This window comes from Mesorhizobium sp. M8A.F.Ca.ET.057.01.1.1 (assembly GCF_003952565.1).
Classification (GTDB): domain Bacteria; phylum Pseudomonadota; class Alphaproteobacteria; order Rhizobiales; family Rhizobiaceae; genus Mesorhizobium.
Map to the genome: position 1 here is coordinate 3,105,438 of NZ_CP034454.1, position 26,815 is coordinate 3,132,252.

General features: G+C 62.3%; 28 protein-coding genes and 2 pseudogenes. 16 read left to right on the forward strand and 14 right to left on the reverse strand.

The genetic code is table 11. The features are described from left to right. Positions 1 to 61 precede the first annotated feature (61 nt). Together urtE and EJ077_RS14460 are read left to right on the forward strand one after the other, a co-directional pair. Positions 62 to 757 carry an urea ABC transporter ATP-binding subunit UrtE gene (urtE, locus tag EJ077_RS14455; protein WP_208702717.1) on the forward strand — a complete coding sequence of 232 codons (696 nt, stop codon included), beginning with the start codon at positions 62 to 64 and terminating at the stop codon, positions 755 to 757. Positions 758 to 1,017: 260 nt separating this feature from the next. Beyond that, positions 1,018 to 1,194 (forward strand): hypothetical protein, encoded by a 177-nt coding sequence (locus EJ077_RS14460; protein WP_084636783.1) that lies wholly within the window; start codon positions 1,018 to 1,020, stop codon positions 1,192 to 1,194. Positions 1,195 to 1,228: 34 nt separating this feature from the next. Here EJ077_RS14460 and EJ077_RS14465 read toward each other — a convergent pair whose 3' ends face one another. The 8 genes and pseudogenes from EJ077_RS14465 to EJ077_RS14500 all read right to left on the reverse strand — a co-directional run bounded on the left by EJ077_RS14465 (position 1,229) and on the right by EJ077_RS14500 (position 9,306). Next, the gene (locus EJ077_RS14465; RefSeq protein WP_208702718.1) at positions 1,229 to 2,377 is read right to left on the reverse strand and encodes a sensor domain-containing diguanylate cyclase; all 1,149 of its coding nucleotides are present in this window, start codon (positions 2,375 to 2,377) and stop codon (positions 1,229 to 1,231) included. Positions 2,378 to 2,558: 181 nt separating this feature from the next. After that, positions 2,559 to 3,365, reverse strand: coding sequence for a DUF72 domain-containing protein (locus EJ077_RS14470; RefSeq protein ID WP_208702719.1), 807 nt, complete (start codon positions 3,363 to 3,365; stop codon positions 2,559 to 2,561). Positions 3,366 to 3,393: 28 nt separating this feature from the next. After that, positions 3,394 to 3,899: pseudogene (locus EJ077_RS14475) on the reverse strand (GNAT family N-acetyltransferase). Further along, a complete protein-coding gene (gene uvrA, locus EJ077_RS14480) occupies positions 3,892 to 6,819 on the reverse strand; it encodes an excinuclease ABC subunit UvrA (RefSeq protein WP_208702720.1) in 2,928 nt (975 codons plus the stop codon). Before uvrA ends, EJ077_RS14475 begins: the two are co-directional and overlap by 8 nt. Before the next feature lie 700 nt (positions 6,820 to 7,519). Then, complete coding sequence (locus tag EJ077_RS14485) at positions 7,520 to 7,819, reverse strand: hypothetical protein (RefSeq protein ID WP_208702721.1); 300 nt, start codon at positions 7,817 to 7,819, stop codon at positions 7,520 to 7,522. An 86-nt stretch (positions 7,820 to 7,905) separates the two neighbouring features. Continuing rightward, the gene (locus EJ077_RS14490; RefSeq protein WP_127280361.1) at positions 7,906 to 8,511 is read right to left on the reverse strand and encodes an ATP-dependent Clp protease proteolytic subunit; all 606 of its coding nucleotides are present in this window, start codon (positions 8,509 to 8,511) and stop codon (positions 7,906 to 7,908) included. Between the two features lie 22 nt (positions 8,512 to 8,533). Beyond that, positions 8,534 to 8,995: an SRPBCC family protein gene (locus EJ077_RS14495; RefSeq protein WP_208702722.1), complete on the reverse strand. Its 462-nt coding sequence runs from the start codon at positions 8,993 to 8,995 to the stop codon at positions 8,534 to 8,536. Next, on the reverse strand, positions 8,992 to 9,306 hold the full coding sequence (locus tag EJ077_RS14500; RefSeq protein WP_015317709.1) for an ArsR/SmtB family transcription factor: 315 nt from the start codon (positions 9,304 to 9,306) through the stop codon (positions 8,992 to 8,994). Before EJ077_RS14500 ends, EJ077_RS14495 begins: the two co-directional genes overlap by 4 nt. 226 nt (positions 9,307 to 9,532) lie before the next feature. Between EJ077_RS14500 and EJ077_RS14505 the strand changes: the two genes are divergently transcribed. Together EJ077_RS14505 and EJ077_RS14510 are read left to right on the forward strand one after the other, a co-directional pair. Continuing rightward, positions 9,533 to 10,057 carry a single-stranded DNA-binding protein gene (locus tag EJ077_RS14505; protein ID WP_023773877.1) on the forward strand — a complete coding sequence of 175 codons (525 nt, stop codon included), beginning with the start codon at positions 9,533 to 9,535 and terminating at the stop codon, positions 10,055 to 10,057. A gap of 129 nt (positions 10,058 to 10,186) precedes the next feature. Continuing rightward, positions 10,187 to 10,611 (forward strand): annotated as a pseudogene (locus tag EJ077_RS14510) (OsmC family protein). 11 nt (positions 10,612 to 10,622) lie between these two features. Here the strand turns inward: EJ077_RS14510 and EJ077_RS14515 are convergent. Both EJ077_RS14515 and EJ077_RS14520 read right to left on the reverse strand, forming a co-directional pair. Continuing rightward, positions 10,623 to 11,252: a MarC family protein gene (locus EJ077_RS14515; protein WP_127280359.1), complete on the reverse strand. Its 630-nt coding sequence runs from the start codon at positions 11,250 to 11,252 to the stop codon at positions 10,623 to 10,625. A 191-nt stretch (positions 11,253 to 11,443) separates the two neighbouring features. Beyond that, on the reverse strand, positions 11,444 to 11,983 hold the full coding sequence (locus tag EJ077_RS14520) for a hypothetical protein (protein WP_208702723.1): 540 nt from the start codon (positions 11,981 to 11,983) through the stop codon (positions 11,444 to 11,446). Positions 11,984 to 12,068: 85 nt separating this feature from the next. Here EJ077_RS14520 and EJ077_RS14525 point away from each other — a divergent pair, with 85 nt between their 5' ends. Next, a complete protein-coding gene (locus EJ077_RS14525) occupies positions 12,069 to 12,899 on the forward strand; it encodes a helix-turn-helix transcriptional regulator (protein WP_208702724.1) in 831 nt (276 codons plus the stop codon). A gap of 24 nt (positions 12,900 to 12,923) precedes the next feature. Here the strand turns inward: EJ077_RS14525 and EJ077_RS14530 are convergent, their stop codons facing one another. Both EJ077_RS14530 and EJ077_RS14535 read right to left on the reverse strand, forming a co-directional pair. Beyond that, a complete protein-coding gene (locus EJ077_RS14530; protein WP_208702725.1) occupies positions 12,924 to 13,544 on the reverse strand; it encodes a ParB-like protein in 621 nt (206 codons plus the stop codon). Continuing rightward, entirely contained in the window at positions 13,541 to 15,235 is a 1,695-nt protein-coding gene (locus EJ077_RS14535; protein ID WP_245458748.1) for a SulP family inorganic anion transporter, read from the reverse strand. The genes EJ077_RS14530 and EJ077_RS14535 overlap by 4 nt, the downstream gene beginning before the upstream one ends. A gap of 210 nt (positions 15,236 to 15,445) precedes the next feature. On the opposite strand from EJ077_RS14535, the gene gyrA reads away from it, so the two are divergent. Beyond that, complete coding sequence (gyrA, locus tag EJ077_RS14540) at positions 15,446 to 18,241, forward strand: DNA gyrase subunit A (RefSeq protein ID WP_208702727.1); 2,796 nt, start codon at positions 15,446 to 15,448, stop codon at positions 18,239 to 18,241. Positions 18,242 to 18,301: 60 nt separating this feature from the next. On the opposite strand, the gene EJ077_RS14545 is transcribed toward gyrA, so the two are convergent. After that, positions 18,302 to 18,445: a hypothetical protein gene (locus EJ077_RS14545; protein ID WP_208702728.1), complete on the reverse strand. Its 144-nt coding sequence runs from the start codon at positions 18,443 to 18,445 to the stop codon at positions 18,302 to 18,304. A 194-nt stretch (positions 18,446 to 18,639) separates the two neighbouring features. Between EJ077_RS14545 and coaD the strand changes: the two genes are divergently transcribed. Genes coaD through tgt form a run of 7 tightly spaced genes read left to right on the forward strand, consistent with a single transcriptional unit; the run spans position 18,640 to position 23,222 of the window. Beyond that, the gene (coaD, locus tag EJ077_RS14550) at positions 18,640 to 19,140 is read left to right on the forward strand and encodes a pantetheine-phosphate adenylyltransferase (protein WP_127281064.1); all 501 of its coding nucleotides are present in this window, start codon (positions 18,640 to 18,642) and stop codon (positions 19,138 to 19,140) included. 16 nt (positions 19,141 to 19,156) lie between these two features. Next, positions 19,157 to 19,744, forward strand: coding sequence for a peptidylprolyl isomerase (locus EJ077_RS14555; RefSeq protein WP_208702729.1), 588 nt, complete (start codon positions 19,157 to 19,159; stop codon positions 19,742 to 19,744). A 26-nt stretch (positions 19,745 to 19,770) separates the two neighbouring features. Continuing rightward, complete coding sequence (locus tag EJ077_RS14560; RefSeq protein ID WP_208702730.1) at positions 19,771 to 20,283, forward strand: peptidylprolyl isomerase; 513 nt, start codon at positions 19,771 to 19,773, stop codon at positions 20,281 to 20,283. A gap of 12 nt (positions 20,284 to 20,295) precedes the next feature. Further along, positions 20,296 to 20,745 (forward strand): DMT family transporter, encoded by a 450-nt coding sequence (locus EJ077_RS14565; RefSeq protein WP_023773870.1) that lies wholly within the window; start codon positions 20,296 to 20,298, stop codon positions 20,743 to 20,745. A gap of 6 nt (positions 20,746 to 20,751) precedes the next feature. Continuing rightward, a complete protein-coding gene (gene queA, locus EJ077_RS14570; protein WP_208702731.1) occupies positions 20,752 to 21,840 on the forward strand; it encodes a tRNA preQ1(34) S-adenosylmethionine ribosyltransferase-isomerase QueA in 1,089 nt (362 codons plus the stop codon). Beyond that, a complete protein-coding gene (locus tag EJ077_RS14575) occupies positions 21,830 to 22,099 on the forward strand; it encodes a hypothetical protein (RefSeq protein ID WP_208702732.1) in 270 nt (89 codons plus the stop codon). Before queA ends, EJ077_RS14575 begins: the two co-directional genes overlap by 11 nt. Beyond that, positions 22,092 to 23,222 carry a tRNA guanosine(34) transglycosylase Tgt gene (gene tgt, locus EJ077_RS14580; RefSeq protein ID WP_208702733.1) on the forward strand — a complete coding sequence of 377 codons (1,131 nt, stop codon included), beginning with the start codon at positions 22,092 to 22,094 and terminating at the stop codon, positions 23,220 to 23,222. Before EJ077_RS14575 ends, tgt begins: the two co-directional genes overlap by 8 nt. A 3-nt stretch (positions 23,223 to 23,225) precedes the next feature. Here tgt and EJ077_RS14585 read toward each other — a convergent pair whose 3' ends face one another. Beyond that, positions 23,226 to 23,645, reverse strand: a complete 420-nt coding sequence (locus EJ077_RS14585) for a DUF4864 domain-containing protein (protein WP_208702734.1) — start codon at positions 23,643 to 23,645, stop codon at positions 23,226 to 23,228. A gap of 270 nt (positions 23,646 to 23,915) precedes the next feature. Here EJ077_RS14585 and EJ077_RS14590 point away from each other — a divergent pair, with 270 nt between their 5' ends. The 3 genes from EJ077_RS14590 (at position 23,916) to EJ077_RS14600 (ending at position 26,806) form a co-directional block, all read left to right on the forward strand. Next, positions 23,916 to 24,152 carry an Lrp/AsnC family transcriptional regulator gene (locus tag EJ077_RS14590; RefSeq protein WP_010909609.1) on the forward strand — a complete coding sequence of 79 codons (237 nt, stop codon included), beginning with the start codon at positions 23,916 to 23,918 and terminating at the stop codon, positions 24,150 to 24,152. Between the two features lie 171 nt (positions 24,153 to 24,323). Beyond that, entirely contained in the window at positions 24,324 to 25,736 is a 1,413-nt protein-coding gene (locus EJ077_RS14595) for a circularly permuted type 2 ATP-grasp protein (protein WP_208702735.1), read from the forward strand. Positions 25,737 to 25,864: 128 nt separating this feature from the next. Then, on the forward strand, positions 25,865 to 26,806 hold the full coding sequence (locus tag EJ077_RS14600; RefSeq protein WP_208702736.1) for an alpha-E domain-containing protein: 942 nt from the start codon (positions 25,865 to 25,867) through the stop codon (positions 26,804 to 26,806). Positions 26,807 to 26,815 lie beyond the last annotated feature (9 nt).

A 26,815-nucleotide genomic window follows, 5' to 3' on the forward strand; every position in this document is an offset into this window, starting at 1 on the left:
TGGCGGGTGCAATTCCATCGCTTCGACATGTCGTTTCTTCGGTTCTGGAGAAGGCGTTGACATGCTCGAAGTTTCCAATGCCACGCTCCATTACGGCGCCGCCCAGGCGCTGCGTGGCGTGTCGCTGAAGGCGGCTGCCGGCCAGATCACCTGCGTGCTCGGCCGCAATGGCGTCGGCAAGACAAGTTTGATGAGATCGATCGTCGGCCATCACCGGCTGACGAGCGGAAGCGTTGCCTTCGAGGGGAAGGCGCTCGACCGGAGCGCGGCGTATGACCGCGCCCGGTCGGGCATCGCATTCGTGCCGCAGGGCAGGGAGATCTTTCCGCTACTCAGTGTGCGCGAAAACCTCGAATCCGGCTTCGCGCCCTTGAGACGCGCCGACCGCAACGTGCCGGCGCACGTCTTCGAGCTGTTTCCTGTGCTGAGGCAGATGCTTGGCCGCCGTGGCGGCGATCTTTCCGGCGGTCAGCAGCAGCAGTTGGCGATCGGCAGGGCGCTGGTAATGCGGCCGAAGCTGCTGGTGCTCGACGAGCCGACCGAAGGCATCCAGCCCTCTGTTATCAAGGACATCGGCCGCGCTATACGTTATCTGCGCGACCAGGCCGGCATCGCTGTGTTGCTGGTCGAACAGTATCTCGACTTTTGCCGAGAGCTTGCGGACGAGGTCAACATCATGGATCGCGGCCAGATCGTCCACACCGGCTCCGCGCAAGATTTAGACCGGGCTGACGTTCGCAAATTCCTCACCGTCTAGAATCGGCACTGGACTTCAATTGAAGATTTGAAGTTCTTGGCAAGTCCAATATTTCTTCCATCCATCATCTGCATCTCTGGCACACGCGAAATCGCATGCTAGTCTTTTCCTGGCTTTGTGAGTCGGCCGCTTCCGTATCAGTCTGGTTATCGCAGATCGAGGCGCGGCGAAGGTTCTGCAAGTTCCACGCAAGCAAGGCTTCCTAGCTTCCCGATCTCTGTCGTTCAAACGCGTTTGGGCACACAGGCTAAGGGACAGCCATGGAACGTTACGTCGAGGACTACCAGAAGCGGCGGCTTACCGAACGTGTCGACATCATCGCCGCCATCAACATCTTGAGGTCACAGGGCTGCGACTACGATGATCTGATCGAGGAGATCACCAAGGTCTTTTACGTCGACCTCGACGCCTTCAATGAAATCGTCATGGCGGCCTAGGGGCAGTCTTCGCTATTCAACAATCACAGAGTGATCAGCTCGCGCGCCGGAATGGCGAGGCGATGACGCGGTTGCGGCCTCCGCGCTTGGCGTCGTAGAGCGCCTTGTCGGCGGCGCTGAGCACCTTGTCCAAGCTGAGGCCCTCTTTGCTGCCAAACGCAAATCCGGCGCTCACCGTGCAGGTGAGCGAACCGGTTTCGGTTTCTATCAGTCGCATCGCGAAAGCCGCCCGAATGCGCTCAGCTGCTTCCTCGACCGTCTCCAGCAGAGTGCGCCTCAGCACCAGCGCGAATTCCTCGCCGCCCATACGCGCGGCGACGTCGGTCTGGCGAAGATTGCCGGCGAGTTCCCTGGCAAACACCTTCAGCACCTCGTCGCCCGCCGCGTGGCCGAATTCGTCGTTGATGGCTTTGAAATTGTCGAGGTCGAAGACGACCACCGCGGTAAAGGCGCCGATCGGAACATCACCGTGCATGTCGAACAGGGCGCGCCGGTTGAGCAGGCCGGTCAGGGGATCCGTCAGGGCGTTGCGGTGGTGGTGCCGCGCCAGACGCCCCTGGTTGAGGGCAAGCGAGAGTGCCCCAATACCCGTCATGCTGGCAATCACCACGATCAGGCTGAGCTCCTCGGCCCAATTGCTTGGCGCATGGCCGAGCACCAGTTTTCCATCCCAGGCGAGAACCATCGCGCAGAGCGCGAAGGACGTGGCCGTGGCTGAATAGAGCGTGGTGATGCCGATCGTCAAAGCGGGCGCCTCATCGCGGCCTCTCCAATATTCGAACGCCGTGGCGAACAGGAGCAAGGCGGCGAACATGTTCTCGAAGATGAAGCCGAGGCCGTCATAGCCCAAAGCCATGGGAGGCAGCGCCATCGCCAGGGAAACGCAACCCGACAGCGCCCGCGGCAGCGGCGAGCCGCCGGTGCGGAACTGATAGGCGGCACCCAGCATGGCCGAAAAGCCGATCAGCAGGAACGCCGAGGTGGCGATGCCGAGCAGGCGCCCGGGCATGTCGATATAGGCGTCATAGATGAAAATATCGCCGACCACGAACACCAGGCTGATCGCCCATGTCAGCAGGAATTTCTCCGAGCGGGCGGTCAGCCACATGCCGAACAATGTCATGCTGAGGCAAGCAGCGGAGAAACCGACAGCGAGCAGAAGTGAAGTGTAGTCGAGCGACATGCCCCTCTTTCCCTGCCGGCGACGGTTCGACCTCTGCGGCTTGGCGTCGGCGTATTCATGCGGCAAGGAAGTGTCGATAAGGTTACGATCACGGCGAAGATGCCCAGGAATAGGCGCTTTGCTACGCCCAAAACGCATAGGCGACGCACTTATAGTTGGCTGGAAACCGACTGATGCTTTTTCAGTCGCTTACACGCTTCATCAGCGCCATTGCCCCGAACGGTGCGCGCACCTTGCCCTCGGTGATGAAGTAGACGAAGACGTCGCGCGGCTGGACCGGGGCGTCGGTGGCGGGGTCGGCGCGCCGCAGATCGGCCGGCTGCTTGCCTTCCGCCCAGATTTTTGCGCGCGCCGCCCATTCGTCGAGGCCCTTTGGCGTGTAGCAGTCGGGATTGTCGTCGCTGCCGCTCTGCAGCCGCGCATAGACGAAATCGCCGGTGATATCGGCGATGTCGGGATATTTGGCATGGTCGGCATAGACGATCGCCGCCTTGTATTTGCGCGCGAGCGCAGCGAATTCCGGCACGATGAAGCTGTCGTTGCGCACTTCGAGCGCGTGACGCAACGCGACACCGTCCTGTTTTTCCGGCAGCAGTTTCAGAAACGCCTCGAAATCATCAGGATCGAATTTCTTGGTCGGCGCGAACTGCCACAGGATTGGGCCCAGCTTGTCGCCGAGCGCGGCCACGCCGGAACCCAGGAAACGCATCATCGACTCGCCGGCTTCGCCCAGCACACGCCGGTTGGTGACGAAGCGGTTGCCTTTCAGCGAATAGACGAAACCGTCCGGCGCCTCGTTGGCCCATTTGATGAAGGTCGGCTCCTTGAAGCTGGAATAATAGGTGCCGTTGACCTCTATGCTCGGCACCTGCCGGCTGGCATATTGCAGTTGCTTCGCCTTCGACAGTTTTTCGGGATAGAAGGACGTGTCCCAAGGCTCGAAGGTCCAGCCGCCCATGCCGGCGCGGATTGATCCCGATTTGCTCATCGTCGTCCTCCCAAATTTCTAAAAGCGATCAGGCCGCTGTGGGCCTGTCGAGGGGTTTGGCCATGTCGACCAGTATCCACCCCGGCCGATAGGGATTGGGTCGGCGACCCGTTTCGTGAAAACCATAGGCGAGATAGAGCGCGATGTTCCGTTCCATCTTGGCGTTGGTGTAGAGCCGCACCTCCGGCAGGCCCCACAGCCGCGCCTGTTCATCCGCGTGCTTGAGCAGCGCGATGCCAAATCCCTTGCCTTGAGAGCAGGGGGCGACCGCGACGGAGAAGATCATGACGTGGTCGGGATGGCGTTCCAGCGTGATCAGCCCGGCAAGCGCGGCGTCACTCTCCAGCAGCCAGACCCCGCCCTGGGCGACGCGCGGCGCGTAGTCCTCGGTAACCGGGATCGGTTGCGCGTCGAGTATAGCGTTGTAGGGGCATAGGCCGCTTGCGTCAGTGCGACGATCGCGGCGAGATCTTCGGGACGGGCAAGCCTCACGCTAAAGCGACTCTGGACCGTGATGAGACCATCCTTACCCATCACTCCGCCGCTTCGCGCTTGCCCCCGGGCGCCGTTCCAGAAGCTCCTTGAGGAACTGGCCGGTGTAGCTGCGCTTCTCCCGCACGATGGTTTCCGGCGTACCCTGGGCGACCAACTCGCCGCCGCCATCACCGCCTTCGGGACCCAGGTCGAGCACCCAGTCGGCGGTCTTGATCACTTCGAGATTGTGCTCGATGACCACCACCGTGTTGCCCTGGTCGACCAGTTCGTGCAGCACTTCCAGCAATTTGGCGACGTCGTGGAAATGCAGGCCGGTGGTCGGCTCGTCGAGGATGTAGAGCGTCTTGCCCGTCGCCTTGCGCGACAGTTCCTTGGCGAGCTTGATGCGCTGCGCCTCGCCGCCCGACAGCGTCGTCGCCTGCTGACCGATGTGGATGTAGCCGAGGCCGACCTGCTTCAGCGTGTCGAGCTTGTCGCGCACGCCAGGCACGGCGGCGAAGAAATCGACGCCTTCCTCGACGGTCATATCGAGCACGTCGGCGATCGACTTGCCCTTGAACAGGACGTCGAGCGTCTCTCTGTTATAGCGCTTGCCGTGGCAGACGTCGCAGGTGACGTAGACGTCGGGCAAAAAGTGCATCTCGATCTTGATGACGCCGTCGCCCTGGCAGGCCTCGCAGCGGCCGCCCTTGACGTTGAACGAGAAACGTCCCGGCTGGTAGCCGCGCGCCTTGGCTTCCGGCAGGCCCGCGAACCAGTCGCGGATCGGCGTGAAGGCGCCGGTATAGGTGGCGGGGTTCGAACGCGGCGTCCGCCCGATGGGCGACTGGTCGATGTCGATGACCTTGTCGAGGAATTCCAGCCCCTCGATGCGGTCGTGCTCGGCCGGATGCTCGCGCGAGCCCATGATGCGGCGCGAGGCCGCCTTGAACAGGGTCTCGATCAGGAAGGTCGACTTGCCGCCGCCCGACACGCCGGTGACGGCGGTGAAGGTGCCGAGCGGAATTTCGGCGGTGACGTTCTTCAGATTGTTGCCGCGCGCGCCGACAACCTTCAGGCGCCGGTTCTTCTTCGCCTCGCGACGCACGCCGGGCGTCGCCACTTCGAGCGCACCCGACAGATATTTGCCGGTGATCGAATTGGGGTTGGCCATCACTTGCTGCGGCGTGCCCTGGGCGATGATCTCGCCGCCATGGATGCCGGCCGCCGGACCCATGTCGACGACATAGTCGGCATGCAGGATGGCGTCCTCGTCATGCTCGACGACGATCACCGTGTTGCCGATGTCGCGCAAATGCTTGAGCGTGTCGAGCAGACGCGTGTTGTCGCGCTGGTGCAGGCCGATCGACGGCTCGTCCAGCACGTAGAGCACGCCGGTTAGGCCCGAGCCGATCTGCGAGGCCAGCCGGATGCGCTGGCTTTCGCCGCCCGACAGCGTGCCGGAATTGCGCGACAAAGTCAGATAGTCGAGACCGACATCGTTGAGGAAGCGCAGGCGCTCGCGGATTTCCTTCAAGACGCGGACAGCGATCTCGTTCTGCTTGTCGTTGAGTTGCGCCGGTAGGTCGGTAAACCAGCGATCGGCGTTGCGGATCGACTGTTCGGTGACCTCGCCGATATGCTTGCCGCCGATCTTCACGGCCAGCGCTTCCGGCTTCAGGCGGTAGCCCTTGCAGACCGGGCAGGGCGTTGCCGACATGAAGCGCTCGATCTCTTCGCGCATCCAGGCGGATTCGGTCTCTTTCCAGCGCCGTTCGAGATTGGGGATGACGCCCTCGAAGGTCTTGGTCGTCTTGTAGGAGCGCAAGCCGTCATCATACTGGAAGGTGATTTCGCGCTCGCCGGTGCCGCGCAGGATCGCCTCCTGGGCTTGCGCGGAAAGATCCTTGAACTTGTCGCCGAGCTTGAAGTCATACGCCTTGCCCAATGCCTCGAGCGTCTGCGAGTAATAGGGCGAGGTCGACTTCGCCCACGGGCTGACGGCGCCGTCGCGCAGCGACACGTTCTCGTCGGGCACGACGAGGTTGGGATCAATGGCGCGCTGGCTGCCGAGACCGTCACAGGTCGGGCAGGCGCCGAACGGGTTGTTGAAGGAAAACAGCCGGGGCTCGATCTCTGGAATGGTGAAGCCGGACACCGGGCAAGCAAATTTTTCCGAGAACAGGATGCGCTCATGCGTCTCGTTCTTGGATTTGTTGACCGAATCCTCGCCGGTCTGGCTGGCGTCGAGCGGCTTGTCGGCGAACTCGGCCACCGCTAGCCCCTCGGCCAGCTTCAGCGCGGTCTCGATGGAGTCAGCGAGACGCGTGGCGAGATCGCCGCGCACGACGATGCGGTCGACGACGACGTCAATGTCGTGCTTGTATTTCTTGTCCAGCGCCGGCACGTCGGCGATTTCATAGAAGACGCCGTCGACCTTGACGCGCTGGAACCCCTTCTTCTGCAACTCCAGCAGTTCCTTGCGGTATTCGCCCTTGCGGCCGCGCACGATGGGCGCCAGCAGGAACAAGCGCGTGCCTTCCTCGACCGCCAGTACCCGGTCGACCATCTGGCTGACCGTCTGGCTCTCGATCGGCAGGCCGGTGGCCGGCGAATAGGGCACGCCGACACGGGCAAACAGAAGCCGCATATAGTCGTAGATCTCGGTGACGGTGCCGACCGTCGAACGCGGGTTCTTCGAGGTGGTCTTCTGCTCGATGGAGATGGCCGGCGAAAGGCCGTCGATCTGGTCGACGTCGGGCTTCTGCATCATTTCGAGGAATTGCCGTGCATAGGCCGAGAGGCTCTCGACATAGCGGCGCTGGCCCTCGGCATAGATGGTGTCGAAAGCGAGCGACGATTTGCCGGAGCCCGACAGGCCGGTCATGACGATCAGACTGTCACGCGGCAGGTCGAGATCGACATTCTTCAGATTGTGTTCGCGCGCCCCGCGAATGGAAAGGAATTTATGGTCGGCCATCGCCGGTCGCCGCCTCAGATCTGGAATTCGTGGGATTGGCGGGATTTTCCCGGCCATCCCCTATGTAGGTCTTTTTGCCGCCACGTCGAGAGACGCCACAACTCCCGACAGAAGTCGTTTAACCGTCTTTCGCGCAAAGGGGCAAGCGGAAAGAACAAAGGCCGAACACGCTCCTGACAAAGCTTTGCGGAAACTGACCCTCACGTAACCTCCCGGCGATCACATTTTTCCGTAACCGGCTATTGATGGTTGACGCGGCCGGCTCACGGGGGCAGTGTTGAGAGGTCAGCGAAGCCGGCTGTCTTTCGATGGCCTCGCCGCCCCAAGGCGGCCTGCGAGACGCCGCAGGCATTTGCGATTTGCGCTTCGCGACGGCAATGTCGCAACGGACAAAAGGAGCGGAGCATGACGCCACCGGACAGTCCCCCAGGGCTCCACGTCTCGTTGGAGCCGAGGCAGGCATAAGTGCCAGGGTATAACGTTTGCGCTACCCGACAAACCGTGACCTGCCATATCCCCCAAAATCAGAGACTGTTAGTCGGATCGTCGGCTGAATGCCGCGAAGCATCCGAAATCCAACGCCGGCAGTACACTCCCGGCAAGAAATGGATTTGAGATCCAGAAAAGCCCCGTCCGTTTGCCCCAGGCACGGCGGGGCTATTCTTTTGGGCGGCTCGAGTTTGCAGCCCGGATCTTCTGCTTACCTGGGCGGCTTGATCCCACCACCCCCGACATCGACCGTGATGCTGCCGGAAATCCTGACATCGGTATCGCCGATTTTGAACTGCCCGTTGCCGCTGCTGGGGAAGGCGTCGTCGGGTTCGGGCACCGGGGCCGGCTTGGCGATGCGATAGTCGCCGCTCACGCCGGGCAGGGCGCTTTTTTGCGCTACCGTCGAAGCGTCTTCGGCAAGTGCCGAACTGGAGACGAGGCCGACGATGGCGAGCACCATGGCGGCTGTGACGCGGTGCGATGATCTGGATCGATGAGTGTCGGTCATCTCCCTGTTATAGGGACCTGCCGCCACTGGAACCAGACCGGTATCGTCAAATCTTTGACATAGGCGGATTTGACCTGGTTCTCGGGTCACGCCGCCTTTTTGCGGGTGTCGAAAACATGGTCGACAAGGCCCCATGCCTGGGCCTCGCGGGCCGTCATGAAATGGTCGCGGTCGAGCGTGCGTTCGACTTCTTCATAGCTGCGGCCGCAATGCTGGGCGTAGAGTTCGGTCATGTGGCGTTTGGTCTGGCCGATGCGTTCGGCGTGCCGCTGGATGTCGGAAGCCTGGCCCTGGAAGCCGCCGAGCGGCTGATGCAGCAGGATGGTGGCGTTGGGCAGCGCGATGCGGCGCCCGGCCGTGCCCGCCATCAGCAGGAACGATCCCATCGACGCGGCAAAGCCCATGCATACGGTCGACACCGGGCAGCTGATGTATTGCATCGTGTCGTAAATGGCGAAGCCGCTGGTCACCATGCCGCCCGGCGAGTTGATGTAGAGCGAAATCTCCTTCTCGGGATTGTCCGACTCCAGCGACAAAAGCTGTGCGCAGACCAGCGCCGAGACGTCGTCGTTGATCTCGCCGTTGATGAAGACGATGCGCTCGCGCAGCAACCGCGAGAAAATGTCGAAGGCGCGCTCGCCGCGGCTCGATTGCTCGATCACCATCGGCACAAGACTGGCAACACCGCTCATTTTTCTTCTCCAATTTCCGTGTTCAGGCCGCGCGCAGCAGAAGATGCGGCGTGTTGCTCGCGGCGATGGGCTTTGCGGCTCCGCGCAACGAAAGCCGGCAGCCGGCGCTCGTGATGGTAACGGCCGCCTTGCGAGCAAAGCCGTCATGGACGATGCGCAGATGCGTGCCGCCCGAAACGGTGCGGGCGAGTGTGAAGGTGACGGTGCTGTCGAGCGGGTGCTGTCGCGCCGCGGCGTCCGACTGCTCCCGCCAGGAATAGCGCAGCAGGCGCTCGGGCTCGGCGTCGAGGATCTCGCACTGGATCGCCGCGTCGGGCCCGGCGAAGGCAAAGCGGCTGCCGGTCTGTGGCCTGATATCATTCGGCATCATCCAGGCGGCGAGCAGTTCCGGCACGGTCAACGCCCGCCACACCTTTTCCGGCGGCTCGGCAAGGTCATATTCGAATTCGATCGCATTCGGAGCGACTTCGCTTTGGCTCTTCATTGATCCATGTCCTTCAAAACCGTCTTCAGCCTTTCGATGCGCTCCGGCCAGAACGTCCGGTAGCGTTCAATCCAGGAGAGCAGCGGGGCAAGCCCCTGCGGATCGGCCCGGTAATAGGCGTTGCGGCCTGCCCGCCGTTCGACCACGAGCCCGGCACCGCGCAGCACCGCCAAGTGCTGGGAGACGGCCGGCTGCGACACAGTCAGGCCGCTGCGCAGTTCCGACACGCTCATCTCGCTTGTCGCGAGCCGCTCGAAGACGGCACGGCGCGTCGGGTCGGCCAGGGCGCGAAAAATCTCTGCTTCGATCATGGCAAAAGCATAAGTCGATACTTATTGATTTGGCAAGCGCTGTTTTGCAACCCATATGAAGGCCTTGGCCATTGCTGCCATTCCTTGACAATCAGCAGCAGTGCATATAGGAACGAAAAGGGAACAAAAACCTTGTGGGAAAAGCCAGCCTTGGCAGGCGGCTGACGTTTGTAGCCTGTAAGGTGCTGCGACAAAAATTTGTGTCGGATGAGCGCGGAGAAATATCATGGCGGGTAGCGTCAACAAAGTCATTCTGGTCGGCAATCTCGGCGCGGACCCTGAAATCCGCCGCCTGAATTCGGGCGAGCCGGTCGTCAACATCCGCATCGCCACCTCGGAAAGCTGGCGCGACAAGAATTCAGGCGAACGCAAGGAAAAGACCGAGTGGCATAACGTCGTCATCTTCAATGAGGGCATCGCCAAGGTGGCGGAGCAATATCTGAAGAAGGGCATGAAGGTCTATGTCGAGGGCCAGTTGCAGACCCGCAAATGGCAAGACCAGACCGGTGCCGACAAATACACGACCGAAGTCGTGCTGCAGAAATTCCGTGGCGAGCTGCAGATGCTTGACGCGCGCGGCCAGGGTGAGGGCGGCCAGGTTGGCGGCTACAGCGGTGGCGGCAGCAGCCGCGGGTCGGATTTCGGCCAGTCGAGCCCGAATGAAGGGTTCAACCGCGGTGGCGGCAACGCTCCCAGGGGCGGCGGTGGCGGCGGTTCGTCGCGCGAACTGGACGACGAAATTCCGTTCTGATCGGAAGCCATACCAAACGGCGAATGCTTGTGCTTGAAATGCCCCGAGGGTCCTTCATGGACTTTCGGGGTTTTGCATTGTTGATTTGAGCTGACGCCGGCGCGATCAACGGACTGAAAGGACAGGGCGATGAAGGCACGGGTAAAATGGGTCGAGGAGCGGACCTTCGTCGGCGAGTCCGGCAGTGGCCACAAGGTCGTATTGGGAACCGCGTCCAGCCCGGAAGGAAAGACGCCGGGCCGAGCCCGATGGAACTGGTGCTGATCGGCACCGGCGGCTGCTCGGCCTATGATGTCGTCCATATCCTCGAAAAGGGGCGTGAGGCGGTCGAGGACTGCGTGGTCGAACTCGACGCCGACCGGGCCGAGACCGATCCGAAGGTGTTCACCCGCATCCATATGCATTTCATCGTCAAAGGCCGTGCGCTGTCGCGCGACAAGGTCAAGCGCGCGATAGATCTGTCGATCGATAAATATTGCTCGGCTTCCGCCATGATGGCCAAGACGGCCATGCTTACGCATGACTTCGAGGTGGTCGACACGACGGCGAAGTAGGGCAGTAAGGCTCAACTAGCCATCAGCGCCTTGATGCCATCCGCCACGAACTGCACCGCCAGCGCCGCCAGGATGACGCCGAGCAGGCGGGTCAGGATCGAGCGGCCGGTCTGGCCAAGGATGCGGTCGATGCGTTCCGACAGCACGAACACCAGATAGGTGATGGCGAGGCAGACGAAGATGATGCCGACCAGCGCCGCCTGCGCGGCAAAGCCCTGAAACGAGCCGGAGAGCAGCACAGTCGCCGAAATCGCGCCGGGACCGGCGATCAGCGGGATCGCCAGCGGGAAGGCGGCGATATTGTGGATCATGTCCTTGGTGATGGCGACGTCGCCGATCTTCTCCTTGCGGTCCTGGCGGCGCTCGAAGACCATTTCGAAGGCGATGAAGAACAGCAGAAAACCGCCGGCGACGCGGAAGGCCGGCAGCGTGATGCCGAACACCGACAGGATCGAGGCACCGGCGATCGCGAACAGCGCCATCACCAGGAAGCCGATGATCGAGGCGCGCACGGAGACCTGCTGGCGTTCGTCGCGATTCATGCCGCGTGTCACGGCTAGGAACAGCGGTGCCAGCCCGGGCGGATCGATGGTCACGAGAATGGTGACGAAGGCATTGAACAGGCTGTCGAAACTCGGCATCGCTGACCCCTCCCGCCGGGCCGGGCCCGCACTCCGGTATTGGTAGAGCAAAGCCCGGCCGGTGGGAACTGTCAGGAAAGAAATGGTGCGCGAAGCTGTGAAGCCGGCGGGACAGCGCGCCCCTCTGTCCTGCCGGACAGAGAGGGGCGCGAAGGATCGCTCCTTTTTCAATTCCTCGCAATTTTCGATCGCTACCGAGCTTCATTCGTCCGCCGCGCCAGGAACTCAACTTCCTGCCGCCATGTCGCGCCGTCGTCGTGCGAGCGCTCGCCAAGCCAGCGGAAGGAGTTCTCGGTGATCCGCGAAAAGCTCCAGCGCACCGACGACCCGGTGCCGTCGGCGCCCACTTGCACGATGGTGTCGCCGTCGGCGTGGCCAAGCTGGCGGCTGTAGTACTGGTTGCGCGGGTCGCTCCAGAAAATGTGCCAGGCATCGGCGCTTGGGTCATAGACCCGCAATGTCGTGCCGTAAAAAGTCCATTTGCCGAGCGAAGGCGAGGGGCCGGCGTCACGCGCGGGCAGGATCCAGACGTCCTGGATCGCTCGGCCTTCCAGCACCCAGCCGAAATGCACCTCGCCACGGCCGGTCAGCAGCGTGCCGTCCTCGAGATGGCGTGAGGCGTCAAATGTCCAGGCGCCGACGAAGCGGCCGTAAAGGTTCAGCTTTTCGGCGCGCCCTTCGATCGGTCCAGGACTGTGCAAGGCTTTGGCAAATGAGGATTGATCGAACATGGCTGCGACCTCTTCTTGTCAGGAGACCGCGAGGAATAGGCCGTGGCAGGGTTCTGGGCTTGGGAAAAATTGCTATATTTCGGCGATGACGGCGACCGTGAATACCCTTTCATCCGGACCTGGCTGGCACGTGGCGGATGTCATCTGCACGGCCAGCGCCGGCGATCGGCCGTTCGAGGAAGCACATCGGGATTTTTGCGTCGCGGCGGTCACCAACGGCTCGTTCCGCTACCGCGCGCAGCAAGGCACGGCAATGCTCGCGCCAGGCAGTCTCCTGCTCGGCAATTCCGGCACGTGCTACGAATGCGGGCACGAGCATGGCAGCGGCGACCGTTGCCTCTCCTTCCATTTCGCCCCGGCCTATATGGACCGGATCGTGGCTGATGTGCCTGGCGCCAGGGCGCTCACCTTCGCGGCGCCACGCCTGCCGCCGTTGCCGGCCTTGGCGCCGTTGCTGGCCGAGGCGGAAGCCGCGCGCGACCTGGCCAACGCAGACGCCTTCGAGGAACTCGCCTTGCGCATCGCGGGTGCCGCCGTGGCTACAATCTCCGGCGCTACGCATGCAGGGTGCGACCCAAGCCGCCGCGATCAGAAAAGGGTTGCCGAGGCGGTGCGGCGGATCGAACTGGGTGCCGACGGACCGATCTCGCTTCCGGCGTTGGCGGATGAGACCGCGACCAGCCCCTATCATTTCCTGCGCACCTTCCGGCAGGTGGCCGGCATGACGCCCCATCAGTACCTGCTCAGGACCCGGCTGCATCGCGCGGCAGTGCGATTGCACACGTCGAACGATGCCATCTCGGCAATTGCGTTCGAGACCGGCTTCAACGATCTGTCGACCTTCAACCGCCGGTTTCGGAGGGTCATGGGCGAGACCCCGGGCCGCTATCGCGCCAGGCGCGCGGGCTGCGGCTGAGAAGTTGCGTCACCACCCGTGGCATCAGTCCATGGTCGGCCCGCACCAGCCGGGCAGATAGTCGGCGTCCTTGCCTTTGGCCAGCACGAGCGCATCCTTCATCGCCTTGTCGAAATTTTTCGCCACCGCGCCTTTGACGATGCGCCTGCGCAGGAAATCCGCCCACAGGAATTCGCTGAACGGCGTGGTGTCCTTGGCGTAGCCACCCAGCCGGCGCAGTTCGCCAGCCATGCTCCGGTAAGGGTCGTCGACCAGTTCGCCGATGGTCTTTGGCAGGGCGGCATAAGCCTGACGCTGGCCGTTTTCATCGAACGGATGCATCCAGCCGCGGTTGTCGAGCATCAAAAGGAACGCATCCTTGTCCAGCGCCGACAGGTCGCTGATCACCGTCACGAGGACATCCTTGACGCCTTCCTCGATCAGGGCCCTGGCAAGATGATGGTGATCGGTGACGTAGTTGCGATTTTTCGGGCCCAACACGACCGGGATCATGTGCTTGCCCAGAAAGGCGCCTGTCTTCGCGGCGCTCTGCGAGCGGATCAGCTGGCGTTTGAGGTCCACCTCCCGCATCCCGACCGTAATCTGCGTTGGCCGCAGCTCCTCGACCGGGACCGGGGTCACCAGCGGCTCTCTCGGGACGATCATGGTGCACTCTCCTGGTTTTCCGGCGGGCCGGAATGCAGAGCCTTGACGGCGGCATCGACGCTGTGGAAGATCCGCTGCGGGCCGACGAGATCGATGATGCCGAACCGCGCAAGGGCTGCCTGCGCACGCACCGATTCCATCCGAGCAATGGCGAATATTGCGCCCGCATTACGGCAATGAGTGATGGTTTCGATCAATGCCTGGGCGGCGGTGTAGTCGATCTCGACAATGTTACTGGCCTCCAGCACGACGAGTTTCACATCGCCCTTGCCGGCGTCGACCAGATCACAAAAGCCGCGTTTGAAACGGTCGGCATTGACGAAGGACAATGGCGCCTGGAACGCCGCGACCAGCACGCCGGGAAGTTGTTCGCCAGCGGTCGGCTTGCCCGGCGGCCACCACACCGAAGTTCCCGGCACCTGTTCCAGTTCGATCGGCAGCGTCTGGGTCGCGCTCCAGATTCCGTGCAGCAGCGACAGGCCGATGCCGACCGCCACGCCGGTCTCGATGGGCAGGACCACGATGGCCGCCATGGTGATCAGGATCAACGCGAATTCGACCGGCGCCTGCCGGTAGACATTGGCGAACACCTTCCAGCGCAGAATGTGCTGGGCGACGAACATCAGGACACCGGCGAGGGCGGCCTGCGGAACATCGGCGAGCAGGCCGCCGCCAAAGGCGCCCAGCACTAGAACGAGCGCCGCGGCAATGAGGCTCGAGAGTTGCGAGCGGCCGCCCGACTGGGAGACGATTGCCGTGCGTGGTGGGCTGGCGTTGATGGCGAAGGCGCCGAACAGGCTGGACGCGATGCTCCCGGCGCCGACACCAACGAAATCCCGATTGACGTCGGGCGCGTCGCCCTGCGGGGCAAAGGAACGGGACGTGGCGGCCGTCTGCACCATGACGACGATGGCGATCAGCAATGCCAGCGGGACGAGCGCCTGCACGTCGTCGAGACCGGCCAGTGGCGACCCTGCCCGCGGCAGCCCATTCGGCAAGGCGCCAAGCACCTCGACGCCGTGATCCTTGAGGCCGAAAACGGCGACCGCGATGGTGGCAAGCACCATGCCGATCAGCGCGCCGGGGATGCGGGCGCTGATACGCTCGGAAAACAACACGATTGCGAATACCCCAGGGCCGAGCGTCAGGCTCCAGGGGTTGGTGAGATGGAGGCTGCTGGCGATCTCGCCGATGCGCCGCACGGTTTCGCCGCTTTCCGCCGGCAGGCCGAGCAGTCCAGGCAATTGCGAAACGATGATATGGACGGCGATGCCCGCGAGAAAGCCAGTCGTGACCGGCACCGAAAGCAGGTCGGCGATCCAGCCGAGGCGAAAGACGCCGCTCAGCATCACGATCAGCCCGACCATCAGCGCCAGCGTGGCAGCCAGCGTCAGATAATGCGGTGAGCCTGATGATGCGAGCAGCGCCAGGCTGCCGGCAAACAAAGGCGTGATGGTCGAATCCGCGCCGGCCGAAAGGTGGCGATTGGCGCCGAACAGCGCAAACGCCACCGAACCGGCGACAAAGGCGAAAAACCCGATCTCGGGCGCAAAGCCGCCGAGCCTGGCTGTTGCCATCTGCTCGGGAATGGCGATCGCGGCCAGTGTGACACCTGCGATCAGATCGCCATTGAAATCCCGGGGCGTCCAACCGTGCAGCGCACGCAAAGGCAGCCATGAGCTCCAATTCATGGTGATCGCGGCTTTTGCTTGGGGAGTTGGTCCATTACCGGCTTTTGCCTTGGTGGCGGCGAAAAGCGTAACGGCCATATCGTCGCAATTAGCGGTATCCTTTTGAAATTACCACTAAAAATGACACTGGAAAAGTGCCGCGAACATTGGAGTTTCGGCCGTGCTTCCTATATAAGCGGTCAGTGATTCCTGATTAGATTGTGATCCGATTTGACCGACCAAAAGACACCGCGCGGCGCCGACGGCGGCCCCACCGGCATCGAACCCATCTCCATCATCGAGGAGATGCAGAGTTCTTATCTTTCTTACGCCATGAGCGTGATCGTCAGCCGTGCGTTGCCCGATGTGCGCGATGGCCTGAAGCCGGTGCACCGCCGCATTCTCTACGCGGCGCATGAGAGCGGCTACCACTGGAACCGTAAATACGTGAAGTCGGCGCGTCCTGTCGCCGACGTGATGGGTAAATACCATCCGCATGGCGATGCCTCGATCTATGACGCCTTGGTGCGCATGGCGCAGGACTGGTCGCTGCGTGTGCCCTTGATCGACGGGCAAGGCAATTTCGGCTCGATCGATGGCGATCCGCCGGCGGCGATGCGCTATACCGAATCGCGCCTGACCAAGGTCGCGCATGAGCTTCTGGAGGATATCGACAAGGACACCGTCGATTTCCAGGACACTTATGATGCGTCGGACACCGAGCCGAAGGTTCTGCCGGCGCGCTTTCCCAATCTGCTGGTCAACGGCTCGGGCGGCATTGCCGTCGGCATGGCGACCAACATCCCGCCGCACAATCTCGGTGAAGTCTGCAACGCCGCCATTGCCGTCATCGACAATCCGGCGATCGACCTGCCGGCGCTGATGGAGATCATTCCGGGCCCTGATTTCCCGACCGGCGGCATCGTGCTTGGCCGCTCCGGCATCTACAGTGCCTATTCGACCGGCCGCGGCTCAATCGTCATGCGCGGCAAGGTCAACATCGAGCAGCGCGGCAATGACCGTGAATCGATCATCATCACCGAGGTTCCCTATCAGGTGAACAAGGCCTCGATGATCGAGAAGATGGCCGAACTGGTGCGCGACAAGCGCGTCGAGGGCATTTCCGACATTCGTGACGAAAGCGACCGTCAGGGTTATCGCGTCGTCATCGAACTCAAGCGTGACGCCGTTGCCGACGTCGTCCTCAACCAACTCTACCGGTTCACGCCGCTGCAGACGTCTTTTGGCGCCAATATGGTGGCTCTGAACGGCGGCAAGCCGGAACTGCTGAACCTGACCGACATGCTGACGGCGTTCGTCACTTTCCGCGAGGAGGTGATCAGCCGGCGGACAAAGTTCCTCCTCCGCAAGGCGCGCGACCGCGCCCATGTGCTGGTTGGTCTGGCCATCGCCGTCGCCAACATCGACGAAGTGATCAAGCTTATCCGCACCGCGCCGGATCCGCAGTCGGCGCGCGAGCAGTTGATGGAGCGGCGCTGGCCTTCGGGAGACGTTGAATCGCTGATCCTACTGATCGACGATCCGCGCCATCGCATCAACGAGGACGGCACCTACAATCTGTCCGAGGAACAGGCGCGCGCCATCCTCGAACTGCGCCTGCAGCGCCTGACCGCGCTTGGCCGCGACGAAATCGCCGATGAGTTGAACACGATCGGCGACGAGATCAAGGACTACCTCGACATCCTGTCGTCGCGCGCACGCGTCCAGCAGATCGTCAAGGACGAGCTTGCCGCCGTGCGCGACGAGTTCGGCACGCCACGGCGCACCGAGCTCACCGACGGTGGCGCTGACATGGAAGACGAGGACCTGATCCAGCGCGAGGACATGGTCGTGACGGTGAGCCATTCCGGCTACATCAAGCGCGTGCCGCTTTCGCTCTACCGGGCGCAGCGCCGCGGCGGCAAGGGCCGCTCCGGCATGTCGACCAAGGAAGAGGATTTCGTCACCCGGCTGTTCGTCGCCAACACGCACACGCCGGTGCTGTTCTTCTCCTCGCGCGGCATTGTCTACAAGGAAAAGGTCTGGCGCCTGCCGATCGGCAACCCGCAGTCACGCGGCAAGGCACTGATCAACATGCTGCCGCTGGAGCAGGGCGAGCGCATCACCACGATCATGCCGCTGCCCGAGGACGAGACGAGCTGGGGCGAACTCGATGTGATGTTCGCCACCACGCGGGGCACCGTGCGCCGCAACAAGCTTTCCGACTTCATCCAGGTCAACCGCAATGGCAAGATCGCCATGAAGCTGGAGGAAGAAGGCGATGAGATCCTCGGCGTTGAGACCTGCACCGACAATGACGACGTGCTTTTGACCGCCAGCTCGGGACAGTGCATCCGCTTCTCGGTCGGTGACGTGCGCGTCTTCCAGAGCCGGAACTCGGTCGGCGTGCGTGGCATCACCATGGCCGACACCGACCGCATCATCTCGATGTCGGTGATCGAAAATGTCGATGCGCCGCCGGCTGAACGCGCCGCCTATCTTAAGCGTGCCGCGGCCGAACGGCGGCTTGCCGCGGGCATGGCGGCCGGTGAAGAGGAAGAGATCGCGCTGACCAACGAAGAGGTCGGCGAGGAGACGGAGCTTTCCGACGAGCGCTACGAGTTCCTCAAGATGCACGAGCAATACGTGCTGACGGTCACCGAATATGGTTACGGCAAGCGTTCTTCGTCTTATGATTTCCGCCTGACCGGACGCGGCGGCAAGGGCATCCGCGCCACGGACGTCTCGAAGACGGCCGAAATCGGCCGTCTCGTGGCAACTTTCCCGGTCGGCAATGACGATCAGATCATGCTGGTGTCGGACGGCGGCACCGTCATTCGTGTGCCCGTCAATGACATCCGTTTCGCCAGCCGCGCGACCAAGGGCGTGACCATCTTCAACACGGCTGAAGGTGAAAAGGTGGTTTCGGTCGAACGGATTTCGGAGCCACAAGCGGACGAGGAAGAGATCGAGGGTGGCGCGGAGCCCGATTCGACGACTGACAGCAGTCCGGATAACGCCGAATAATTGTTGGTTGACATAGCAACGCCGGCTTGGTGGCCGGCGCGGCAGCAAGTCGACAATAACTTAGTAGTGCTTACGCAGGCCAAAGCCTTCGAAGCGTTTGGTGGTGGCCTTGACGCGAATGCGCTGTGCCTCCTGATGCAGCCCGAATACTGTGGCGATCAGCATGGCGACGGTCATTGCGGTGGCGAGCATGTAGATCAGCATGTGCGTGTTCTCCTGCGCCTTACAACGAATATATGGGGCTTTGGTTTCATCTTATTAAGGGTGCAACCTAGTGAACGCTGCGTGAAGGCTTCGTGATCAGCGTATTCATCTGTCGTTCATGTGCCGGAAAAGGTTCACGGGCCGCCTGCCGATCGGATTTGCCTTTGTGAGAGAGGCTCGCTAGAAGCTCCGGCATGACCGAACGCATCGCCCTTTATGCCGGCTCCTTCGACCCGCTGACCAACGGCCACCTCGATGTGCTGAAAGCGTCACTGGCGGTTGCCGACACCGTCTATGCGGCGATCGGCATTCATCCGGGCAAGAAGCCGCTGTTCTCCTTCGAGGAGCGGGTGCGGTTGATTGAAGCCGCCACGAAAGCCGAATTCGGCCGCGACGGCGCCCGCATCAAAGTGGTCGCTTTCGATGGGTTGGTGATCGATGCCGCCAGAAGGGAAGGCGCCTCGATCATGATCCGCGGTCTGCGCGATGGCACCGACCTCGACTACGAAATGCAGATGGCGGGCATGAACGAAACCATGGCGCCGGAGTTGCAGACGGTTTTCCTGCCCGCCAGCCCGTCGGTGCGAACCATTACCGCCACACTTGTGCGCCAGATAGCCTCGATGGGCGGCGACATCCGTCCCTTCGTTCCGGCGGCCGTGGCCGGTGCGCTCACCGCAAAATTCGCGAAATAGCTCGGAGAAAATCCTCATGCAGCTCAGAAGGCTCGCCTCATTCCTTGTTGTGCTCGCCGGTCTCTTGACCGCGTCCGTTTCCGCCTATGCCGCGGACCCGGAAAACACCATGATCATCACGCTGAAGGGGGGCGACGTCACCATAGCTTTGCGCCCCGATCTGGCACCCAAGCATGTCGCGCAGATCAAGAAGCTGGTGCGCGATCATGCCTATGACAATGTGGCTTTCCATCGCGTCATCGACGGCTTCATGGCGCAGACCGGCGACGTCAAGTTCGGCAACATGGAGAAGGGATTTAACGCCCAGGCCGTCGGCACAGGCGGCTCGGACCTGCCCGACCTGCCGGCCGAATTCTCTCAGACCGAGCACTACAAGCGTGGCGTGGTCGGCATGGCCCGCTCGCAGGATCCGAACTCCGCCAACTCGCAGTTCTTCATCATGTTCGCGCCGGCACCGCCGCTCGATGGCCAATATACCATCGTCGGCAATGTCGTCAGCGGCATGGAGCTGGTGGACAAGATCAAGAAGGGCGACGAGGCGGACAATGGCACGGTCGCCGATCCCGACCGGATGATCAAAGTGCGCATTGCCGCCGACAAATAGTTCCATTTTACAAAAGGATATCTGACATGGCTGAGATCAAGGACCGCGAGAACGCGCTCATCATGGAAACGACCAAGGGCGAGGTCGTCATCGAACTGTTTCCCGATTTGGCCCCCGGCCACGTCGCTCGCATCAAGGAACTGGCGCGCGAAGGCGCCTATGATGGCGTCGTCTTCCACCGCGTCATCGAAGGCTTCATGGCGCAGACCGGCGACGTCAAGTTCGGCAACTCGTCGAAGCCGACCTTCGCTCCCTCCCGCGCGGGCATGGGCGGATCGGAAAAGCCTGACCTGAAGGCAGAGTTCTCCAACGCCAACCACGGCCGCGGCACCTGCTCGATGGCCCGTTCGCAGAACCCGAACTCGGCCAACTCGCAATTCTTCATCTGCTTCGACGATGCCGCTTTCCTCAACCGCCAGTACACGGTCTGGGGCCAGGTCATCGAAGGCATGGACAATGTCGACAAGATCAAGCGCGGCGAGCCGGTGCAGGATCCCGACAAGATCGTGTCGCTGAAGGTCGCGGCAGACGTCAAGTAAAGCGAAACGACAATGATGGGCGTCGTCTGGTCGCTTCTCGGCATCCTGTCCGGCGCCTTCATTGCCATTCAGGCGCCGATCAACTCGCAGCTTGCGCGCGGCCTGGGTCTCCCGGTCGCGGCGGCCGCGTTTTCGTTCCTGTCGGGCGCGGTCGTGCTCGGCATCATCTCCGTTACGGTGGTGAAGCTGCAAGGCATTTCGCTCGACTGGAAGGCGCCGGCGCCGTGGCTGTTCGTCGCCGGCGGCATGCTCGGCGGCTTCTATGTCACGCTCTCCACCATACTGACGCCACGCATCGGCGCGGCCGCCCTGATGGCGTTCCTGGTGGCCGGCCAGTTGCTCGCCGGCATGCTCATCGACCGCGTCGGCTTCCTCGGTGTCGCGGTGCGTGAAATCTCGCTCGGCCGCGTGGCCGGCGCCGTGCTTCTGCTGGCCGGAGCGCTGCTCGTTCGGCTGTTTTGATTCCCGATGCGCGTCGACCTCTTTGATTTCGACCTGCCGGAGGAGCGCATCGCGCTTCGCCCGGCGGAGCCGCGCGACAGCGCCAAAATGCTCGTCGTAAAGCCGGGCAAGGGCCTGGAGGACCGGACGGTTGGCGATCTGCCGTCCTTGCTCCGCGCCGGCGACGTGCTGGTTTTCAACGATACCAGGGTCATTCCAGCGCAGCTGAAAGGCATCAGGCGGCGCGGTGAAGCGGCTGCGCAGGTCGAGGCCACGCTGCACATGCGCATGGCTCCAGACCGCTGGCTGGCGTTCATGCGGCCGGGAAAGCGCATCGCCGCCGGCGACCGCATCCATTTCGGTCATGACGGCAATTCCTGTTTCCTTGGCCAACTCGATGCCACGGTGCTCGAGAAGGGCGAGGGCGGCGAAGCGCTGCTCGGCTTTGATCTATCCGGGCCCTTCCTCGACGAGGCGCTGCACGCGGTCGGCCACATTCCGTTGCCGCCCTACATTGCCTCGAAGCGCGATGACGACGAGCGCGACCGTGCCGACTACCAGACCATCTATGCCCGGGAAGAAGGCGCGGTAGCGGCGCCGACCGCCGGCCTGCATTTCACGCCGGAGCTTTTTGCGGCGCTGGACGCCAAGGGGATCGAGCGCCGCTTCGTCACGCTGCATGTCGGCGCAGGTACGTTCCTGCCGGTGAAGGCGGACGACACCGCCGACCACAAGATGCATGCCGAGATCGGCTCGGTCAGTGCGGCGACCGCCGATGCGCTCAACGCAGCAAAAGTGAGGGGTGGGCGCATCATTGCCGTCGGCACGACCTCGCTGCGTCTGCTGGAGAGCGCGGCGCGTGAAGACAGTACGGTGGCGCCATGGTCCGGACCAACCGACATCTTCATCACGCCCGGCTACCGCTTTCGCACCGCCGACATGCTGATGACCAATTTCCATCTGCCGCGCTCGACACTGTTCATGCTGGTTTCGGCCTTCAGCGGTCTCGACACGATGCGTGCCGCCTATGCGCATGCCATCGCGACCCGCTACAGGTTCTACTCCTATGGCGACGCAAGCCTGCTTTACCGAGCGGAGATGAGCGATGGACGATGATCTGCAAACCCTCGATCGCGAAAGCCTTGTCGCGGAAGTGAAAAAGCAGCGCGCCGGTATTCGCGCGCACCGCGATACATCAGGCCATGATCTGTGCTGGCATCACCCCGATCTGTGGGACCTGCTGCCTGAAAAGACCGCGCCGGCGATCGCCGTGCCACCCTGGCCCAAATTCATGCGCGGCTGCATCCAATACCGTCAGTCGCTCGACAGGCAGGCGCCGGATGCCCCGGTCCACGACAAGGAATTCAATGGCTGAGACGTTCACTTTCCAGGTGCAGGCGACAGATGGCAAGGCGCGGCGCGGCCTGATCGACATGCCGCGCGGCGAAATCCGCACGCCGGCCTTCATGCCGGTCGGCACCGGTGGCACCGTCAAGGCCATGTACATGGACCAGGTGCGCGGCGTCGGCGCCGACATCATCCTGGGCAATACCTATCACCTGATGTTGCGGCCCGGCGCCGAGCGCGTGGCGCGGCTTGGCGGCCTGCACGAATTCGCCCGCTGGCCGCGCCCGATCCTGACCGACAGCGGCGGATTCCAGGTGATGTCGCTATCTAAGCTGAGGAAGCTGACAGAGAAAGGCGTCACCTTCCGTTCGCATATCGATGGCGCGGCTTATGAGATGTCGCCGGAGCGCTCGATCGAGATTCAAGGCCTGCTCGATTCCGATATCCAGATGCAGCTTGACGAATGCACGGCGCTGCCGGCCGAGTTGAAAGAGATCGAGCGCGCCATGGAACTGTCGCTGCGCTGGGCCGAGCGCTGCAAGACGGCGTTCGGCGACCAGCCGGGCAAGGCGATGTTCGGTATCGTGCAGGGTGGCGACAACGCCGCGCTCAGGGTGCGCTCGGCGCAGGAACTGAGCGCGATGAACCTCAAGGGTTATGCCGTCGGCGGCCTGGCTGTCGGCGAGCCGCAAGCAGTGATGCTCGACATGCTCGACATCACGTGCCCGGAACTGCCTGACAACAAGCCGCGCTATCTGATGGGCGTCGGCACGCCGGACGATATCCTGAAATCGGTGGCGCGCGGCATCGACATGTTCGACTGCGTGATGCCGACGCGAGCCGGCCGGCATGGTCTTGCCTATACCAGGCGCGGCAAGGTCAATCTGCGCAACGCCCGTCACGCTGACGATCCGCGCCCGCTCGACGAAGAGAGTGATTGCCCCGCGGCGCGCGACTATTCGCGCGCTTATCTGCACCATCTGGTGCGCTCGCAGGAGGCGCTCGGGGCGATGCTGCTGACCTGGAACAATCTTGCGTATTATCAGAAGCTTATGCAGGACATTCGTGCCGCGATCGAGAGCGGCACCTTCGTAACGCGCGGGGCCGAAATCACCGAGGGCTGGGCGAGGGGTGATATCGCCGTCCTATAAGGTTCAGGTGCTTAACGAATTCGACGCGCGCAGGCTGCAGCCGGTGATCTGGAATGTGCCGTCGGGCTGCTGCTGAAGCGTGTAGACCGCCTCATAGTCCTTGCCGTCAGGGCCTATGATCAGCACTTGCTGGACGATCGAACCCGGCCCCGTCTGCTCGACCTTGCCGAAAGAGTAGGACCGTGGCTTGCGTACAGGCGGGTAGCCGTTGGTTACCATGTTCATGAAGGCATCGATGGTCGGGAATACCTGCTTCACGTTCGGGGCGGCGAAGCTGTAGGCCTTGGCGCCGTCATCGGCGATGAGGGCCTTCAATTGACTGTCGATGACGGCCTGGCCAGCCTTGATCTCGGCATCGCCGGCAAACGCCTGGGAAGCCAGCATGAGCGAAACGAATGCGAATGCGAAAAAGCCGCGGCGCATGGCCTGTCTCCACCGTCCCTCGAAAAGCCGCCTCCAGAAAAGCTGTTGCGGAGGCATCCTAACATACGGGTGACGGCGCTTCACGGTTTCAGCGGTCGCCAATATTCGTCCCGCCTCGGCGGATTCCTCGAGCGCGGCATGCCGGTTGCGGAGCTGTGCGAGGCCGTGGCCAAGGCCCGCGCCGGCTAAGTGCGCATTCCAGCGCTTGAAAGCCCGCCTCCAGTCTGCCAGAAGGGCCGCTTGAACGTGGACGTTTAGCGGGACCAGGCCATGAAGGCGTTTTTCGTGCAGATCAAATGCGAGCTGGGCAAATCCTACGAAGTCGCCAGCGCGCTTGCCGACGCCGAGATCGCCTCGGAAATCTACTCCACCGCCGGCAATTACGATCTGCTCGCCAAATTCTATGTCGACGATGAGGAAGATGTCGGCCATTTCGTCAACGAGAAGGTACAGATTCTTCCCGGCATCAAGGACACGTTCACCGTCGTCACCTTCCGCGCCTTCTAGTCGCGAAGCGGATTTGCCCGGGCACGAGGCAAAGCCTGATCAAGCGCATATTTCAGCTGCCTCAATTTTAGGCAGCCGCGACATACTCATCGTCCGGATCTCCCAAATCGCCGATTGCGCTTGATTTTCTCCGGCGACGCCAGTGAAATGGCCTCACAGGGGAGTATGCGATTGGCAGCGTTCGATGAAATGCTTCCGGAAGTTTCCGGATTGAGAAGACCGTATTCGGCTTACGATCGCTGGCTGAAGGAGCAGGATCCGGCCAGACTTACCGAGAAGATGCAGGACGCCGAACGCGTCTTCCGCAAGACCGGCATCACGTTTGCCGTCTACGGCGAGCAGGAAGCATCCGAGCGATTGATCCCCTTCGACATCGTTCCCCGCATCATTTCGGGCAATGAGTGGCGCCGCCTGACGCAAGGCATCGAGCAGCGCGTGCAGGCGCTGAACGCCTTCCTCGACGACATCTACCATCGCCAGGAAATCCTTCGCGCCGGCCGCGTCCCAAGGGACTTGATCGCCAAGAACGAGGCTTTCCTGCCGGAAATGATCGGCGTGCGGCCGCCGGCTGGCGTCTACACCCACATTATCGGCGTCGACATCGTGCGTATCAGCGAGGACGAGTTCTACGTGCTGGAAGACAATGCACGCACGCCGTCCGGTGTCTCCTACATGCTGGAGAACCGCGAAACGATGATGCAACTGTTCCCCGAGCTGTTCCAGAAGATCAAGGTGCGGCCGGTGGAGAATTACCCGCAGCTTCTGCGCCAGTCGCTGGCGGCGGTGCGGCCGCAAGGCACCAAGGGCGCCCCGACCATCGCGGTGCTGACGCCCGGCAGTTTCAATTCCGCCTATTTCGAACACGCTTTCCTTGCCGACCAGATGGGGGTGCAGCTTGTGGAGGGGCAGGATCTGCGCGTCGTCGACGGCCATGTCGCGATGCGTACGACCGAAGGCTACAAGCAGATCGACGTTCTCTACCGCCGCGTGGATGATTCTTTCCTGGACCCGCTGACCTTCAGGCCGGATTCGGCTCTTGGCATACCCGGCATCATGGATGTCTACCGCGCCGGCAACATCACCATCGCCAATGCGCCAGGAACCGGCATTGCCGACGACAAGGCGATCTATTCGTACATGCCCGAGATCGTCGAATTCTACACCGGCCGCAAGGCGATCCTCGGCAACATCCCGACCTGGCGCTGTTCGGAGCCGGACAGCCTGAAATATGTGCTCGAACACATCGACGAGCTGGTCATCAAGGAAGTGCACGGTTCCGGCGGCTACGGCATGCTGGTCGGCCCGGCCGCAACCAAGAAGGAATGCCAGGATTTCGGCAAGAAGCTGCAGGCCAGGCCGTCTAATTACATCGCCCAGCCGACGCTCGCGCTCTCGACCTGTCCGATCCTGACTGAAAAGGGGCTGGCGCCGCGCCACGTCGACCTGCGGCCTTATGTGCTGGTCTCCGACCGCATCCAGATCGTCCCTGGTGGGCTGACGCGCGTTGCGCTGAAGGAAGGCTCGCTGGTGGTGAATTCCTCGCAAGGCGGCGGCACCAAGGACACCTGGGTGCTGGATGATTGAGAGTAGGGAATAGTCAGTCGTGAATAGTGGAAGCAGAGGGGACAGGGAAATGCCATATTCCGTTGAGATTCAATCGCTTGCCATTCCCTACTCGCTCATCCCTACTCACTAGCCCGAAGGGCCATTCCATGCTTCTCGGCCGCACCGCCAACGGGCTCTACTGGATGAACCGCTATATCGAGCGGGCCGAAAACATGGCGCGGCTGGTCGATGCCGGCCTGCGCATGGCGTTGACCCGCACTCAAAGCGCCTCGGAGGAGTGGAACTCCGTGCTGCTCAGCGCCGGCTCAGACGCTGCCTTCACGCAGAAGTATTCGGACTATTCGGCGGCGAATGTCGCTGATTTCCTGCTGCGCGACACGTCTAACCCGTCAAGCACGATGTCGTCGATCGAGACCGCCCGCAACAATGCGCGCATGGTGCGCACGGCGCTGACGCGCGAGACCTGGGAGAGCATCAACGAAGCCTGGATGGCGCTGAAACGGATGCTGGCGAGGCCGATCGACGAGCGCGACCTGCCCAATGTGCTCGATGCGATCAAGCGCGAGACAGCGCTGATCCGTGGCTCGTTCTACGGCACCATGCTGCGCAACGAGATTTTCGACTTCTCGCAACTCGGCACCTATGTCGAGCGCGCCGACAACACCGCGCGCATCCTCGACGTGAAATACTACGTGCTGCTGCCGTCGATCTCCTGGGTCGGCTCGACGCTCGACAATTATCAGTGGGAATCGATCCTGCGCTCGGTATCGGCGCATCGCTCCTATCGCTGGGTCTACGACGCCGACTACAAGCCGACCAATATCGCGGACTACCTGATCCTCAACGTCCGCATGCCGCGGTCGCTGACCTTCTGCTATCGCTTCCTGGCAGAGCATCTGAAGTTTCTCTCCGACGACTATGGCGAGCGCCATGCGTGTCACGCAACGGCGGAAAAAACGCAGGCGATGCTCAGGACAGGATCGATAAAGGACATATTCGACACCGGCCTGCATGAGTTCCTGGCAGGGTTCATTGGCGACAACACCAGGCTCGGCGACGAGATCGCGCAGGACTACAGGTTTTATTGAACATGATTT